13 protein-coding genes are annotated in these 15,131 nt (G+C 62.9%); 9 read left to right on the forward strand and 4 right to left on the reverse strand.

The features are described 5' to 3' along the window. Positions 1 to 95: 95 nt before the first annotated feature. The 3 genes from glpK to panB all read right to left on the reverse strand — a co-directional run bounded on the left by glpK (position 96) and on the right by panB (position 3,490). Entirely contained in the window at positions 96 to 1,733 is a 1,638-nt protein-coding gene (gene glpK / locus AB3N21_RS07500) for a glycerol kinase GlpK (protein WP_367934644.1), read from the reverse strand. Positions 1,734 to 1,802: 69 nt separating this feature from the next. Then, positions 1,803 to 2,654 (reverse strand): pantoate--beta-alanine ligase, encoded by an 852-nt coding sequence (panC, locus tag AB3N21_RS07505; protein WP_367934645.1) that lies wholly within the window; start codon positions 2,652 to 2,654, stop codon positions 1,803 to 1,805. Then, positions 2,651 to 3,490: a 3-methyl-2-oxobutanoate hydroxymethyltransferase gene (gene panB, locus AB3N21_RS07510; protein WP_367934646.1), complete on the reverse strand. Its 840-nt coding sequence runs from the start codon at positions 3,488 to 3,490 to the stop codon at positions 2,651 to 2,653. The genes panC and panB overlap by 4 nt, the downstream gene beginning before the upstream one ends. Before the next feature lie 175 nt (positions 3,491 to 3,665). Between panB and AB3N21_RS07515 the strand changes: the two genes are divergently transcribed. The 8 genes from AB3N21_RS07515 (at position 3,666) to AB3N21_RS07550 (ending at position 13,022) form a co-directional block, all read left to right on the forward strand. Further along, a complete protein-coding gene (locus AB3N21_RS07515; RefSeq protein ID WP_367934647.1) occupies positions 3,666 to 5,153 on the forward strand; it encodes an ABC transporter substrate-binding protein in 1,488 nt (495 codons plus the stop codon). Between the two features lie 68 nt (positions 5,154 to 5,221). Then, positions 5,222 to 6,295: a hypothetical protein gene (locus tag AB3N21_RS07520; protein WP_367934648.1), complete on the forward strand. Its 1,074-nt coding sequence runs from the start codon at positions 5,222 to 5,224 to the stop codon at positions 6,293 to 6,295. A gap of 40 nt (positions 6,296 to 6,335) precedes the next feature. Continuing rightward, positions 6,336 to 7,283: an ABC transporter permease gene (locus AB3N21_RS07525; protein WP_367934649.1), complete on the forward strand. Its 948-nt coding sequence runs from the start codon at positions 6,336 to 6,338 to the stop codon at positions 7,281 to 7,283. Beyond that, positions 7,280 to 8,095 (forward strand): ABC transporter permease, encoded by an 816-nt coding sequence (locus tag AB3N21_RS07530; protein WP_367934650.1) that lies wholly within the window; start codon positions 7,280 to 7,282, stop codon positions 8,093 to 8,095. The genes AB3N21_RS07525 and AB3N21_RS07530 overlap by 4 nt, the downstream gene beginning before the upstream one ends. Further along, the gene (locus AB3N21_RS07535; RefSeq protein WP_367934651.1) at positions 8,092 to 9,690 is read left to right on the forward strand and encodes an ABC transporter ATP-binding protein; all 1,599 of its coding nucleotides are present in this window, start codon (positions 8,092 to 8,094) and stop codon (positions 9,688 to 9,690) included. Before AB3N21_RS07530 ends, AB3N21_RS07535 begins: the two co-directional genes overlap by 4 nt. Positions 9,691 to 10,154: 464 nt before the next feature. Further along, complete coding sequence (locus tag AB3N21_RS07540; RefSeq protein WP_367935064.1) at positions 10,155 to 11,606, forward strand: aldehyde dehydrogenase family protein; 1,452 nt, start codon at positions 10,155 to 10,157, stop codon at positions 11,604 to 11,606. Next, positions 11,599 to 12,114 carry a hypothetical protein gene (locus tag AB3N21_RS07545; protein WP_367934652.1) on the forward strand — a complete coding sequence of 172 codons (516 nt, stop codon included), beginning with the start codon at positions 11,599 to 11,601 and terminating at the stop codon, positions 12,112 to 12,114. The genes AB3N21_RS07540 and AB3N21_RS07545 overlap by 8 nt, the downstream gene beginning before the upstream one ends. Continuing rightward, the gene (locus AB3N21_RS07550) at positions 12,111 to 13,022 is read left to right on the forward strand and encodes a DMT family transporter (protein WP_367934653.1); all 912 of its coding nucleotides are present in this window, start codon (positions 12,111 to 12,113) and stop codon (positions 13,020 to 13,022) included. The genes AB3N21_RS07545 and AB3N21_RS07550 overlap by 4 nt, the downstream gene beginning before the upstream one ends. Positions 13,023 to 13,028: 6 nt before the next feature. On the opposite strand, the gene pncB is transcribed toward AB3N21_RS07550, so the two are convergent. Continuing rightward, positions 13,029 to 14,321, reverse strand: a complete 1,293-nt coding sequence (gene pncB, locus AB3N21_RS07555) for a nicotinate phosphoribosyltransferase (RefSeq protein WP_367934654.1) — start codon at positions 14,319 to 14,321, stop codon at positions 13,029 to 13,031. 161 nt (positions 14,322 to 14,482) lie between these two features. On the opposite strand from pncB, the gene AB3N21_RS07560 reads away from it, so the two are divergent. Next, positions 14,483 to 15,034, forward strand: coding sequence for a hypothetical protein (locus AB3N21_RS07560; RefSeq protein WP_367934655.1), 552 nt, complete (start codon positions 14,483 to 14,485; stop codon positions 15,032 to 15,034). Positions 15,035 to 15,131: the final 97 nt, after the last annotated feature.

Here is a 15,131-nt window from a genome sequence, read left to right on the forward strand (position 1 = left end):
AAACGCAAAGAGCGACCGGTAAGGCTTTGGCTCCCAGCCCGGAATCAAGGCACGCAGTGCCGCCGGGCAGCGCCCGACCGCCCCTTGGGCGGGCGCTATGTTGGCGCAGTAAACCCGCTCAAATCGCGGATGTGGTGGCCCGATAAAGTGATGATCATCAAGCGCAGAAGCACCCGCCCGCGGTCAGGCGCCGCCCTGTGTTCGGAAAGCAGGTTGATGTCGTCTTGACGGCAGGAGAGAGATCTCGCCATCCCTGAAAACATCATCGCCGCCTGAACCGCCTTCTGCCAGCGGGTGTAAGCGGCATCCCGGTCTGATGCGGGCAGGAGGGGCTGGAAACGGCGGTCCAGGGCCCAGGTTTGCGCAAAGCCCTGTTGGTCGGGATAGATACCGGCCTGCATCCCCGCCAGCCAGGCCGCGCCCAGGGCCGTCGTCTCGGGCATCACCGGGCGATCCACCGGGGCGCCCAGCAGGTCGGCCAGGCCCTGCATGGCCCAGTCGGATGCGCTCATTCCGCCATCGACGCGCAGGATCACATCCGTTTCGGCGCCCCAGTCGCCCTGCATCGCCTGCCACAGGTCCCGGGTCTGATAGGCGATGCTTTCCAGCGTCGCCCGTGCGATCTCGGCGCGACCCGAGTTGCGGGTTAGCCCGAACACCGCGTCTCGGCAATCGGGGTGCCAGTAGGGCGCGCCCAAGCCGGTTAAGGCGGGCACCAGCACCACATGTTGCGCCGGGTCCGAGCGGGCGGCCAGTTCTCCGCTTTCCGCCGCTGTGTCGATGATCTGCAACGCATCGCGCAGCCATTGCACGGCGGCGCCTGCAATAAAGATCGAGCCCTCCAGCGCGTAGGTCCGCTGCCCGTTCATCTGGTAGGCAATCGTGGTCAGCAGGCGGTTGCGCGACTCGACCTGCTCAGCCCCGGTGTTGAGCAGGGCGAAACAGCCGGTGCCATAGGTGGATTTCATCATCCCCGGCTCAAAACAGGCCTGCCCCATCGTCGCGGCCTGTTGGTCGCCCGCAACACCGAGGATCGGAATTTCGCCTCCCAGTGCGTTTGTGGTGCCGAATTCCGCCGCGCAATCGCGCACCTCGGGCAGCATCGCCATCGGCACGTCCATCAGGTTGCAAATTTCTTCGCTCCACGCGCCCTGATGGATGTCGAACAGCAGTGTCCGCGCCGCGTTGGTGGCGTCGGTTGCGTGCACGCGACCCTCGGTCAGGTGCCAGATCAGGAAGCTGTCGATGGTGCCGAACAGCAGCTCACCCGCTGCCGCCCGGTCGCGGGCGCCGGGGATGGTGTCGAGCAGCCATTTCACCTTGGTGCCCGAGAAATAGGGGTCCAGCAGCAGGCCGGTCTGGGCGGTGATGTCATCCTCGCACCCGGCATGGCGGAACCGGTCGCAGATCTCGGCAGTGCGGCGGTCTTGCCAGACGATGGCGTTGTGGATGGGTTTGCCGGTCGCCCGATCCCAGATGATCGTGGTCTCGCGCTGGTTGGTGATGCCGATTCCGGCGATCTGTGCGGGCATGACGCCCTGAGCCGCCATCACCTCGCGGCAGACCGTCAGAACGCTGTCCCAGATCTCGTCCGGGTCATGTTCGACCCAGCCTTCCTGCGGGAAATGCTGGGTGAACTCCGTCTGCGCCGTGCCAACGGGCCGCATGTCGGCGTCAAACAGAATGGCCCGGGTTGAGGTTGTGCCCTGATCGATAGCCAGAATATGGGTCATGCCTGCCCTCCCCTTGAACTTTTGAGGGGGACACTAGCCCGACATATCCCATTCGGACCAGTCCGGAATTCAGGCGGCAGGCACCTCAATATTGTCGATCAGCCGGATGCCTTCCACCAGCGCGGCGGCGAACAGGCGGGCAGGTTCGCTGGCGCGGCCGAGTGGCTTCAGCGAGGCCGCGCTGCGCAGATCGAGGTATTCGATTTCCGAGAATCCGGTTTCCAGCAGCTCCGCGCAGGCGTGTTTGGCTACATCGTCAAAAGCCTCACCCCGGCCCAGCGCTTCGGCGACCGAGCGCATTGCCGCATTAAGATGCGCAGCCACCTCCAACCCCTCGGGCGACAGGCGCAGGTTGCGGGAGGACATGGCCAGACCGGACGCCTCGCGCACCGTCGGGCAGCCGATGACCTCGGTCGGGATATCCAGATCGCGGGCCATGCGGCGGACGACCATCAGTTGCTGATAGTCTTTTTCTCCAAAATAGGCTCTGTTTGCGCGCGTCTGGAGGAACAGTTTCGCCACCACCGTCGCCACCCCGTCAAAATGGCCGGGACGGAATTCGCCCTCCATCACGTCCGTGAGGCCCGCGACCGAGACATTGGTGGCAAAGCCCGCCGGATAGATCTGGTCCGGCTCGGGCACATAGATCGCATCGACGCCATAAGGCTCCAGCTTGACGGCATCGTCAGCCTCGGTGCGGGGGTATTTGGCGAGGTCTTCTGGGTTGTTAAACTGCTTGGGGTTCACGAAGATCGTCACGATCACCCGGTCGCAATCGGCCTTCGCGGCCTCAACCAGTGACAGATGGCCCTGATGCAGCGCCCCCATGGTGGGCACCACTCCGATTACCGCACCCGCGCGGGTCCACGCGTCTGTTTTCGCGTGCAGATAGGCCAGTTGCCGCAGGATCGGGGCTGTCATGCCTTGGGTCCTTTGGCGGGGGCCTGATCGGCAAAGATATGTTCGTCGGCGGGAAAGCTGCGGGCGCGCACCTCGGCAGCGTATTCGGCGATGGCGGCCTCGGCCTGCGGGCCCAGCTCGGCATAGCGTTTGACAAATTTCGGTTTGAAGGCGGTGAAAAAGCCCAGCATGTCGTCGACCACGAGGATCTGACCGTCGCACCCGGCGGACGCGCCAATGCCGATGGTGGGAATCGGCACCTCGGCAGTGATCTGATCGGCGAGCGAGGCGGGCACCTTTTCCAGCACCGCTGAGAACGCCCCGGCCTTGGCCACGGCGCAGGCATCGGCCAGAACCGCCTGCGCCTGCGCATCCCGGCCCTGCACCTTGTAGCCGCCCAGCGTGTTGATGGATTGCGGGGTCAGGCCGATATGGGCCATGACCGGGATGCCGCGTTTCACCAGAAAGCGGATGGTTTCGGCCATCTCGATCCCGCCTTCCAGCTTGACAGCGCCCGCGCCGGTCTCGGCCATCAACCGGGCGGCGTTGCGGAACGCCTGTGCGGGGCCTTCCTCGTAGCTCGCAAACGGCATGTCGATGACCATCATCGCCTGAGCCAGCCCGCGCGCCACGGCCTGCCCGTGCAGGATCATCATCTCCATCGTCACGCCGAGGGTCGAGGTCAGCCCGTGCAGCACCATGCCGACACTGTCGCCCACCAGAACAAAGTCGCAATGGGCGTCCATCAGTTGCGCCATCGGAGTGGTGTAAGCGGTCAGACTGACCAGTGGCTCCCCGCCTTTGCGGGCGCGGATATCCTCGGCGTTTGGGGCTTTCTTGCGGGCGGTGGCGCTCATCGTCAGTCCTGCTGGCGGATTATGTTGCAGTGCGGCATAGCAGACAGACCCCCCTTACATAAAGCCCGGTTGCGCCAACATTCCCTTGATTGACCCAAAGTTTGCGGAAACAGTGAGGCCAGAGACGCCGGGCCGCAGGGCTCAGGCGACCGGTTCATTACGTGGGGAGACGATAATGGGACAGTCATTGAAACGTGGATTTGTATCGGCCATGGCGCTGAGTTCCGCGCTGATCGCGGGGCAGGCCTGGGCCAAGGATGACATCATCGTGGCCATGCAGCTTGAACCGCCGCATCTGGACCCGACGAGTGCTGCGGCGCAGGCCATCGACTCGGTCGTCTATTCCAACGTGTTCGAGGGGCTGACCCGTTTCATGGGCGACGGCTCCATCGTGCCGGGGCTGGCGGAAAGCTGGGAAATCTCGGATGACGGCACCGTCTATACCTTCAAACTGCACGATGGCGTGACCTTTCATGACGGCTCGGCCATGGATGCCGAAGACGTCAAGTTCAGCCTCGACCGCGCCCGGGCCGAGGATAGTGCCAACGCGCAAAAGGCTCTGTTTGCAGGCATTACAGATGTGGGCGTGGTCGACCCGCTGACCGTGCAGGTCACGCTGGGTGAGCCCAACGGCAATTTTCTGTTCAACATGGCTTGGGGCGATGCGGTGATCGTGGCGCCCGAGAGCATTGACGATATCAAGACCAATCCGGTTGGCACCGGGGCCTATACATTCTCTGAATGGGTGCAGGGCGACAAGATCGTGTTGGAGCGCAATCCCGATTACTGGGGCGACCAGCCTGCGCTGGCCAAGGCGACGTTCAAGTTCATCTCGGACCCGACCGCCGCCTTTGCTGCGATGATGGCCGAGGATGTGGACGTGTTCGACAACTTCCCGGCGCCCGAGAACCTGCCGCAGTTTGAGGCTGATCCGCGCTTTCAGGTGCTGGTCGGCTCGACCGAGGGTGAGACGATCCTGTCCACCAACAACAAGCAGGCCCCGTTTGACGACATCCGCGTGCGCCAGGCCGTGGCTCATGCCATCGACCGTCAGGCCATCGTTGATGGTGCGATGTTCGGTTATGGCACCCCAATCGGCACCCATTTCGCACCGCATCACCCGGCCTATGTCGATCTGACCAGCAAGTCGGGCCATGACCCCGAACAGGCCAAGGCGCTGCTGGCCGAGGCGGGCTTTGCCGACGGGTTCGAGACCACATTGCACCTGCCGCCCCCCTCTTACGCCCGGCGTGGAGGTGAGATCATCGCCGCCCAACTGGCCGAGGTCGGCATCAAGGCCGAGATCATCAATGTCGAGTGGGCACAGTGGCTGGAAAGCGTGTTCAAGGGTAAGGATTTCGGCCTGACCATCGTTAGCCATACCGAACCGATGGATATCGGCATCTATGCCCGACCCGAATATTACTTCCAGTATGACAATCCCGAGTTTCAGGCCCTGATGGAGACCCTGAACACAACCACCGACCCCGATGAGCGCACCGAACTACTGGGGCAGGCGCAGACCATGATTTCGCAAGATTATGTCAACGGCTACCTGTTCCAGCTGGCCAAGACCGGGGTCGCCAAAGCCGGTGTGCAGGGCTTGTGGGTCAACGCGCCCACTGCCGCGTTCGATCTGTCCGAGATCAGTTGGGCGGAATGATTCGGCCATTGCCGGGGCCCCAGATTGGGCCCCGGTCCTGAATTCCACTCAAAGAAGTCTCAACCAACATGCGCCGATCTGGACTGATTGCCCGGTTCCTGCCTTTTCTTATGCTGGTGTTCTCGCTGTGGCCCGCGGTGTCTGCCGCGCAGAACCTGTTTCATTCGGGATCGAGCCCGGCGCCAGGCTCGCGGGACGAACCGCTGGAGGTGGCCATCGGCATCCACATTGACCAAATCGTGGAGGTCAATCAGAAATCTGAAAACTACAGAGCCGTGGCCACGATCCGGGCTGAATGGCGCGATCCGGCGCTGGCCTTCGATGAGGCAGAGTTCGGCAGCGACGTGCGCATTTTCAAGCCTGAGGCCTTTACCGAGCACGCCCTGTCCCTGCCCACCATCGCGCCTGCCTTCGTGATCCAGAACCAGCAGTCGAACCGCTGGATTCATCAATCTGTCGTTGCCGTCTGGTCCGATGGGCGGGTGCGGTATCTCGAGAAGTCTTCGCTCACCTTGCAGGCACCGCATTTCAACTTCCGCAAGTATCCGTTCGACAAGCAGCGGTTCTATTTCGAGATTGTCTCGGTCTACCCGTCCGACATGGTGACCTACACTGTGCTCGATGACGACTCCGGCCTCGGCAGCCTGCTGGGGGAGGAGGAATGGATCCTCGAAAAGCCCCGGATGCAGCTTTCGAAAGCCACCGGCCTGTCGGGGATGGAAAGCGACATGGTGGCGCTGGCCTTCGAGGGGCGGCGGCACGTGATGTATTACGTCATCCGCATCTTCCTGCCGATGGTGGTGTTGATCCTGGTCAGCTGGACGCTGTTCTTTCTGGACGAATACCGCAAGCGGATCGAGATCGCGGGGGCGAACCTGCTGGTCTTTGTCGCCTTCAACTGGGCGGTGTCGGACGATCTGCCTAAGCTGGGGTATCTGACTTTCCTCGATTTCATTCTGCAATGGATGTTCGTGGTCACCGGCGCCATCATTGCCTTCAACGTGATCCTGCAACGGATGCAGGTGGCAGGGCGCGAGGCGCTGGCGGCCAAGCTCGACAATTACGCGGTCAAATGGATCTATCCGCTGGCCTATGTTGCCATCGTGGGCTTTGCGGTCGGCAATTATCTGGTCATTCACTAGAGGCTGGACCGCCCTGACCCGCACGCCTAACGTGGCTCTGATGCTAAGATACGCGCTGAAACGACTGCTTTCCCTGATCCTCAGCCTGGCCGTCGCCTCACTGGTCATTTTCGCGGTGATCGAGGTGGCGCCGGGCGATCCAGCCTCGTTCATGCTGGGGGTCAACGCGCAGCCGGACACGCTTGCGGCGCTCAGGGCTGAGTTGGGGCTGGATGTGTCCAAGCCTCAGCGCTATCTGGCCTGGGTTGGCGGCATGCTGACGGGCGATTTCGGCACGTCTTACACCTATCGCACGCCGGTCTCGGACATGATCGCCGACCGGTTGTGGGTGTCGCTGCCGCTGGCTCTATATGCGCTGACGCTGTCCACCGCGATTGCCTTTCCGGCAGGCATCTACGCCGCCGCGCGGCGCGGCAAGGCGGGGGATGTGGCGGTGATGGGGGCGACCCAATTGGGTGTGGCGGTGCCGAATTTCTGGTTTGCGATGATGCTGGTGCTGATCTTCGCCATCAACCTGCGCTGGTTCAACGCGGGTGGCTTTGCGGGGTGGGAGGGCGGCCTGTGGACCGGATTGCACTCCCTGACCTTGCCCGCCATCGCGCTGGCCCTGCCGCAAGCGGCGATCCTGGCCCGCGTGATGCGCTCGGCGCTCTTGGACATTCTGGGAGAGGATTTCATGCGCACCGCCCGCGCCAAGGGCTTGTCCCGCCGTCAGGCGCTGTGGCGGCACGGGTTGCGTAATGCGCTGATCCCGGTGCTGACCATCATCGGGCTGCAATTCTCGTTCCTGCTGGCCGGTTCGATCATTATCGAGCAGGTGTTCTATCTGCCCGGCCTCGGGCGGCTGGTGTTTCAGGCGATCTCGTCCCGCGACCTGATCGTGGTGGAATCGGTGGTCATGCTGCTGGTCTTTGCCGTCATCACCGTGAACTTTCTGGTCGATCTCGCCTATGCCGCCGTCGATCCGCGGCTGAGGAGCCGGACATGAGCCGCAACCTGATCCTCGGCGCGTGCCTGTCCTCGCTGGTGGTGCTGGCGGCGCTGATTTCGTTCGTCTGGACGCCGCATGACCACGCCGCCCTGAACATCCCGGCCAAGTTACAGACCCCCGGCGCACAGCACTGGTTCGGCACCGATCATTTCGGACGCGACATGTTTTCGATGATCATGGTCGGCGCGCGCACCTCGATTGCGGTGGCGTTGGTCGCCGTTGGCATCGGCATGGCGTTGGGCGTGCCATTGGGGCTGACGGCGGCGGCGCGCAAGGGCTCGTGGCTAGATGAGTTCATAATGCGGGGCAACGATCTGGTTTTTGCCTTCCCCTCGCTGGTCATTGCCATCCTGTTCACCGCCGTGTTCGGCGCCGGTGCGATCAACGCTATCGTCGCCATCGGCGTCTTCAACATCCCCGTCTTCGCCCGCATCACCCGGGGCGCGGCGCTGTCGCTGTGGGAACGGGAGTTCATCCTTGCCGCCCGCGTCGCGGGCAAGGGCGCGGCACGGATTTCGGCCGAGCATATCCTGCCCAATGTCGCCAACCTGCTGATCGTGCAGGGCACCATCCAGTTCAGCTTGGGCATTCTGGCCGAGGCGGGGCTCAGCTATGTCGGCCTCGGCGCGCAGCCGCCCACGCCCAGTTGGGGCCGGATGCTGGCTGATGCGCAGACCATGGTCAGTTTCGCCCCGCATCTGGCTGTGATCCCCGGCTTTGCAATCATCCTGACCGTGCTGGGGCTGAACCTGATGGGCGACGGGCTGCGCGACTGGCTCGATCCCCGCATCCGTGTGGCCCGCGCATGAGCTTGCTGCAGATCCATAACCTGTCGCTGGCAATTCATGACACTGAGGTGCTGAAAGAGGTCAGCCTAACCATCGAGCCCGGTCAGATCGTGGCGGTCACGGGTGAGAGCGGTTCCGGCAAGTCGATGACGGCGCTGGCAGTGATGCAGCTTTTGCCCATTGGGGCGCGGACCTCGGGTTCAATCACACTGGACGGGCAGGAGGTGCTGGACCTGCCCGAACCCCAGATGTGCGCCCTGCGTGGCGCCTCGGTGGGCATGGTGTTTCAGGAGCCGATGACGGCGCTCAACCCGGTCCGGACCATCGGCGATCAGGTGATGGAGACCATCCTGATCCACAAGGCGATGCCGCGCGTCCAGGCGGAGGAACGCGCGCGCGAGGTGCTCACCCGCGTCGGCCTGCCGCCCGACCGCTTCCCGTTGGGCCGCTATCCACATGAGCTGTCCGGTGGCCAGCGCCAGCGCGTGGTGATCGCGATGGCCATCGCTTTGCGCCCCAAGCTGTTGATCGCGGACGAACCCACAACCGCGCTGGACGTGACCACGCAGGCGCAGATCCTCGACCTGCTCAAGGGGCTGGTGAGCGAATACGGCATGGGGCTTTTGATGATCACTCACGATCTGGCGGTGGTGGCGGACATGGCCGATCGCATCGTCGTCATGCGGTACGGAGAGGTGGTCGAAACCGGCCCCACCCGGCGCTTGCTGATGGACATGAAGCACCCCTACACAAAGATGCTGTTCGAAGCCTCGGGCCATCAGGTCGACCTGCCGCCCACCCCGGATCCCGCACCCCTGTTGACGGTGGACAAGGTGGTGCGCGACTACCGCCTGCCGCGCACGCGCCTGTTTGCCAAACCGGGTCATGCCCGGGCGGTGGATCATGTGAGCTTTACCCTGAACCGGGGCGAACGCCTTGGTCTCGTGGGCGAGTCCGGATGCGGAAAATCGACCCTAACACGGGCGATTCTGGGGCTGGAGGAGGCGCAGAGCGGTCAGATCCTGCTCGACGGGCAACCGGTCTTTACCGGCCACAGACCCAACCCGGACGTGCGCCGCAAGATGCAGGTGGTGTTTCAGGACCCCTTTGGCAGCTTCAACCCCCGTCACCGCGTCGACCGGCTGATAACCGAGCCCTTCCACCTGCTCGATACCCCGCCCAAGGGCGCTGAACGGCATGACCGGGTGGCCGAGATGCTGACCGCCGTCGGCCTGTCTCCAGATGATGCACGGAAATACATCCACGAGTTCTCGGGCGGGCAGCGGCAACGGATTGCCATTGCCCGGGCGCTGATCATCCGGCCTGAACTGATCCTGTTTGACGAGGCGGTGTCGGCACTGGATGTCTCGGTCCGCGCCCAGATCCTCGATCTGCTGGCCGAGCTGTGCGACGCCTATGACCTGACCTATCTGTTCATCAGCCACGACCTGAGCGTGGTGCGCACCATCACCGACCGGGTGCTGGTGATGCAAGCGGGGCGGGTTGTCGAGCAGGGGGACACGGGTCAGGTCTTCGACGCTCCACAACATGCCTACACCAAGGCGCTGATCGCCGCCGCCCCGCGTTTGCCAGATTTGGGAAGGGGCGCGGCATGACGCTGCGGCTGACCCCGATCCACCCTGCCGAACGTGCCAAGCTCCTGGCCGATATCAGAGCCTACTTCGCGGAAATCGCGCCAGATGCGGGTATCCCCTCGCACGAGGTGGTGGACCGGTATTGGCATGAGGTCGGACGTCATGCCTTCTGGATTGAGCAAAACAGCACCGGCGTTGGATTTGCCCTGATGGTCATCCATCCCGGCGGTCAACGCGAAGTGACCGAGTTTACCATCTTCCCGCCGCATCGGCGTCAGGGGCTGGGTTCTGCCGCTGCTCACATGCTGTTCCGCCGCTTCCCCGGCTCGTGGACATTCGGCGTCTCGGCTGGGTCTCCGCAGGCAGCGCCATTCTGGCAAGTTTGCCTCGGCGCTTGTCCGCAGGTACGGGACATCCGCCGTTTACGCGCTAAAACCCCTTATCAAAGTCATAGTTTCGATTTTGTTGTTATCGAGGAGCCGTCCATGGCTGACCCCATCTGGTTTGACCCAAGCCTCTGCCTGATCGGTGGTGACTGGCGCGCGGCGTCCTCTGGCCAGACCCTGCCGCTGATCAACCCCTCGGATGGGACTGAAATCTGCCGGATCGCGCGTGGTGACGCGGTGGATATCGACGCGGCGGTAGGGGCGGCGCAGGCGGCGCTGGATGGTGGCTGGGGCCGGATGACCGCGCTGGAGCGGGGGCGCATCCTGACCCGGCTGGGGCAGTTGGTCCTTGAACGGGCGGACGATCTGGCGGCACTGGAGGCGGCGGATGTGGGCAAGCCGCTGACCCAAGCCCGCGCCGACGCGGTGGCGCTGGCGCGGTATTGCGAGTTTTACGGCGGCGCAGCCGACAAGGTACATGGGCAGACCATTCCGTACCTCGACGGCTACACCGTCTATACCCTGCGCGAACCACATGGGGTCACGGGCCATATCGTGCCATGGAATTACCCGATGCAGATCATCGGGCGTTCGGTCGGCGCGGCGCTGGCCATGGGCAATGCTTGCGTCTTGAAACCCGCCGAAGAGGCCTGCCTGACCGCGCTGGCCTTTTCCCATCTGGCTCTTGAGGCCGGGCTGCCCGCAGGGGCGCTGAACGTGGTGCCCGGGATCGGGGCCGAGGCCGGGGCGGCGCTGGCGGGTCATCCCGGCGTGCAGCATGTGTCGTTCACCGGCTCGGTCGCAACGGGCGCGCTGGTACAGCAGGCGGCGGGCCGCAATGTGGTGCCGGTGACGCTGGAGCTGGGCGGCAAGTCTCCGCAATTGGTATTTGACGACGCCGATCTGGATGTCGCGCTGCCGTTCCTCGTCAATGCGGGCATCCAGAATGCGGGGCAGACCTGTTCTGCCTCGTCCCGGATTTTGGTGCAAATCAGTATCTATGAAAGGGTCAAGAACCGGATGGCCGAGGCCTATGACCAACTGACCGTTGGTCCTGCTACCGAGGATCTGCGCCTCGGCCCGCTGATCTCGGCCCGGCAGAAAGAGATCGTCACCGGCTGTCTCGCCAAAGGCGCGGACCTGGCCATTGCTGCAAGGGGCCGGATCGTAGACCACGCGCCCGAGGCCGGGGCCTATGTCGCGCCGACGCTCTTGGCCGACGTACCACCCGATCACCCTCTGGCACGGGATGAGATCTTTGGCCCTGTGCAGGTGCTGATCCCCTTCGAGACCGAGGATGAGGCCGTCGCCATCGCCAACGGCACCGACTATGGGCTGGTCGCCAGCATCTGGACTCGCGACGGCGGGCGCCAGATGCGGTTGGCGAAGCGGCTGCGCTCGGGGCAGGTCTTCATCAACAACTACGGCGCGGGCGGCGGGGTGGAACTGCCCTTTGGCGGTGTCGGCAAGTCGGGGCACGGACGCGAGAAAGGGTTCGAGGCACTGTATGGCTTCTCTCAGCTCAAGACCGTGGCGGTGCATCATGGCTAGGCTGGGTGTCTTTCTGTTGCTGGTGGCGACGTCCGTAGGTGTCGCAGCCCTGTTCGGCGCGGTGCACAATCAGGTGAGCTACACGGTCGGGCCGGATTATTTCCACCAATTCAAGTTTCTCCAGTTCGGTATCCCAGCGGAAACGCCGCGTCTGGGCGCGGCTCAGATCGGGTTCCGGGCCAGTTGGTGGATGGGCTTGTTTGTAAGCTTGCCGCCGTTTTTGCTCGGTCTGCTGCTGCTATCGTCGGCGCGGCAACTCTGGCGGGTCGGCGTTCAGGTCATCATAGCGGTCATTCTTATCACCGCACTGGCCGCGGCCGTGGCGCTGGTCTTCGGTCGGGTTGCGGTGGACGAAGACGTGGCGGCTGTGATTACGTTGCCGGATCACATCTCGGACCCGGTCGGCTTCCTGCGCGCAGGGATCATGCATGACGCAAGCTATCTTGGCGGCTTCATCGGCATCTTTGTTGGCGTCTGGATCGTGTTCCGGGCGAGCCGCAATACGTGACTGGCCAGAGGGACAATGTGGCGCTGGCCATCACCCTGTCATTCTTGGCGCTGGTGCTGTTCGATGTGATGGGCCTGATCATCAAGTATCTCTCGCCAAGCTACACGGCGGCTGAGTTGTCGGCTTATCGCAACTTTTTCGGCATCTTTCCCAGTCTGATCGCGCTATGGTCCTCGAAATCCTGGCATCAAGGCCGCAGGCCGCTGAAGATGCGGCAATGGAAGCTGGGGCTGTTGCGCGGGCTGTACGTCACCTTTGCGCAGTTCCTGTTCTACTACGCGCTGGGCAAGCTGGCCTTTGCGACCGCGACCACCATAACCTATGCCAACGCGATCTTCATGACTGCGCTGGCGGTGCCGCTGCTGGGTGAAAAGGTGGGTCTGATCCGTTGGTCGGCTGTGCTGCTTGGGTTTGGCGGCGTGCTTATGGTGATGAAGCCGGGCGGCGACAGCTTCTCGCTTGATGCGATGGCACCGCTTGGGGCGGCGTTCCTTTATGCGCTGGCCGGGGTGTCGGCGCGGCAGATGGATGCCGAGGTGCCAAGCCCGCTGATCAACCTCTATTCCGTGGTTGCTGCCCTGGCCGGATCTCTGGCACTAGCCCTTGCGATGGGTGGATTTTCTCCGATCCCGCATGCCCGGGATATCTTCTGGATCGTGACCATGGGCGCGGTGGGTGGAACGGCGGTGCTGTGCCTTGTGGTGTCGTACCGGATGACCGAGCAGAGCAATCTGGCGCCGTTCAGCTATTTCGGCATCCCCATCGCTTTTGCCGCCGGGTGGCTGGTGTTCGACGAAACGCCGTGGGCCGATCTGTTCCCCGGCGCTTTGCTGATCATCGCGGGCGGGCTGATGGTGATCTGGCGCGAGCGACAGTTGAAACGGGCGCCCGTGGTGCCCCGGGTTTGACCCGGGTCAGACGACGACCTGGATTGCCTCTTGCTGACCGACGCCAAACACGCGCTTGTAGCGTTCGATTTGATCCTTGGGGCCCATCGCCTTTTCCGGATTGTCCGACAGCTTCACCGTCGGGCTTCCGTTGGCTGACACCGCCTTGCACACCAGTGAGAACGGCGCCAGCCCGTCGCTCGGCACCAATCGGCGGAAATCGTTGGTCAAAAGCGTGCCCCACCCGAACGAGATATTGGCCCGCCCGGAGAACTGCGCGTGCAACTCGCGGATCTTGCCCACGTCCAGCCCGTCAGAGAAGATGATCCGCTTTTGCTTGGGGTCCTCGCCACGCGAGTTCCACCAGTCGATAGCGATCTCGGCCCCCTTGGCCGGATCGCCGCTGTCGATGCGGATGCCGGTCCAGCCGGCCAGCCAGTCCGGCGCGCGATCCAGAAACCCTTTGGTTCCATAAGTGTCGGGCAGGATGATCCGCAGGTTGCCATCATGCTCCTCATGCCAGTCGCTCAGCACGTCATAGGGCGCCTGCGCCAGTGCCGTGTCATCCTCGGCCAGTGCTGAATACACCATCGGCAGCTCGTGCGCGTTGGTGCCGATCGCCTCAACCTCGCGCCGCATGGCGATCAGGCAGTTCGACGTGCCGGTGAAGGCCGCGCCCAGCCCCTCGATCATCGCCTGAACACACCAATCCTGCCACAGGAAGGAATGCCGCCGTCTGGTGCCAAAATCAGCGATGCTCAGCTCGTTGATTCCGCGCAGGGCTTCGATCTTTTCCCAAACCCGGGTCATGGCGCGGGCATAGAGTACCTGCAGTTCGAACCGGCGCATGCCGTTCAGCACCGCGCGCGAGCGCAACTCCATCAGCACTGCCAGCGCCGGGATCTCCCAAAGCATGACCTCGTGCCACTTGCCTTCGAAGGTCAGCTCATACTGATCGCCGTTGCGTTCAAGATGATAAGGCGGAAGGCGCATGTTCTCGAACCATTCCATGAAATCAGGCCGGAACATCTGGCGCTTGCCATAAAACGTGTTGCCGCGCAGCCAGGTGCTTTCACCCCGGCTGAGGCTGAGCGACCGGATATGGTCAAGCTGCTCGCGCAATTCGCCTTCGTCGATCAGCTGTGCCAGCGGGATCCTGGTCGAGCGGTTGATCAGCGAAAAGGTCACATTGGTGTCGGGCTTGTTGCGAAAGACCGACTGGCACATCAGCAGTTTGTAGAAATCCGTGTCGATCAGTGACCGGACAATCGGATCGATCTTCCACTTGTGATTGTAGACGCGCGTGGCGATATCAACCATGACAAGCTCCTGTTCTCAAATCACTTAGAACAAGGGCCATCCCGAATGGCAAGGGCCTGAACCTACACCACATTGCCCCGCTCAGGTCACAATATCGGCGCAAAATCTGGTCAGGGTTTCACCGGTCAAAAACAAGAACGACACCAAGGCCGGACTTTCCGATGGGTCTCAAATACGATTTCGACATTTGCCCAGAGGTGTCGGAGGAAATCGTTGAGAATGACGTGCGGGCGGACCTGCAGGGGCAGGCCGCCGGGTCATTTGCGTCGTCGCCCCGCCCCGTCGCGATGTTCCGGGATGTCAGGACCTCCGATGCCTTGCGCCGGGCGTCGCCCAGGGTGCGGCAACTGTTTCTGGCCTCGGGTTTCCGGCTGGGTGTCTATGACAGCGGAGCCCCCGAAGGTTTCTATCCGGCCGAGGATGAGGCAGTTCGCCACTTGATTCTGTCGAATTTTGTCGAGAACATGAAGAATACGCCGCTGAGGGGGGAATATTGCGGTGACTTTGATTTCTCGGAGTTCATGGAACACATTCTGGCAGCCAAGCCCATACTGGAAGAGCGCGATATGACCAAAAAGACGACACCGGAGCCAGAGCAGGAAGTCCAGCGTCCGGAGCGCAAGTCGGTATTGGGTCGCGTAATCTTTGCCGTCTCGATAGCGGTGTTGGCGTTGCTGGCACTCAAGTGGCTGTCCGCCACGATACCGAACTAGAGCGTTTCCAGTTTGACTTGACGTACGGCATCGGTTCTCCGCGTTCGAGCCGAAGGCGAGAGGCAGCGGAAACCGATCCAATATGAACTGGAAGCGC

It is taken from the genome of Ruegeria sp. (genome assembly GCF_040830605.1).
Taxonomy (GTDB): domain Bacteria; phylum Pseudomonadota; class Alphaproteobacteria; order Rhodobacterales; family Rhodobacteraceae; genus Ruegeria.

Coding starts and splice junctions, on each gene's coding strand:
- glpK (WP_367934644.1), bottom strand. CDS start 1,733: ATGACCCATATTCTGGCTATCGATCAGGGCACAACCTCAACCCGGGCC.
- panC (WP_367934645.1), bottom strand. CDS start 2,654: ATGACAGCCCCGATCCTGCGGCAACTGGCCTATCTGCACGCGAAAACA.
- panB (WP_367934646.1), bottom strand. CDS start 3,490: ATGAGCGCCACCGCCCGCAAGAAAGCCCCAAACGCCGAGGATATCCGC.
- AB3N21_RS07515 (WP_367934647.1), top strand. CDS start 3,666: ATGGGACAGTCATTGAAACGTGGATTTGTATCGGCCATGGCGCTGAGT.
- AB3N21_RS07520 (WP_367934648.1), top strand. CDS start 5,222: ATGCGCCGATCTGGACTGATTGCCCGGTTCCTGCCTTTTCTTATGCTG.
- AB3N21_RS07525 (WP_367934649.1), top strand. CDS start 6,336: ATGCTAAGATACGCGCTGAAACGACTGCTTTCCCTGATCCTCAGCCTG.
- AB3N21_RS07530 (WP_367934650.1), top strand. CDS start 7,280: ATGAGCCGCAACCTGATCCTCGGCGCGTGCCTGTCCTCGCTGGTGGTG.
- AB3N21_RS07535 (WP_367934651.1), top strand. CDS start 8,092: ATGAGCTTGCTGCAGATCCATAACCTGTCGCTGGCAATTCATGACACT.
- AB3N21_RS07540 (WP_367935064.1), top strand. CDS start 10,155: ATGGCTGACCCCATCTGGTTTGACCCAAGCCTCTGCCTGATCGGTGGT.
- AB3N21_RS07545 (WP_367934652.1), top strand. CDS start 11,599: ATGGCTAGGCTGGGTGTCTTTCTGTTGCTGGTGGCGACGTCCGTAGGT.
- pncB (WP_367934654.1), bottom strand. CDS start 14,321: ATGGTTGATATCGCCACGCGCGTCTACAATCACAAGTGGAAGATCGAT.
- AB3N21_RS07560 (WP_367934655.1), top strand. CDS start 14,483: ATGGGTCTCAAATACGATTTCGACATTTGCCCAGAGGTGTCGGAGGAA.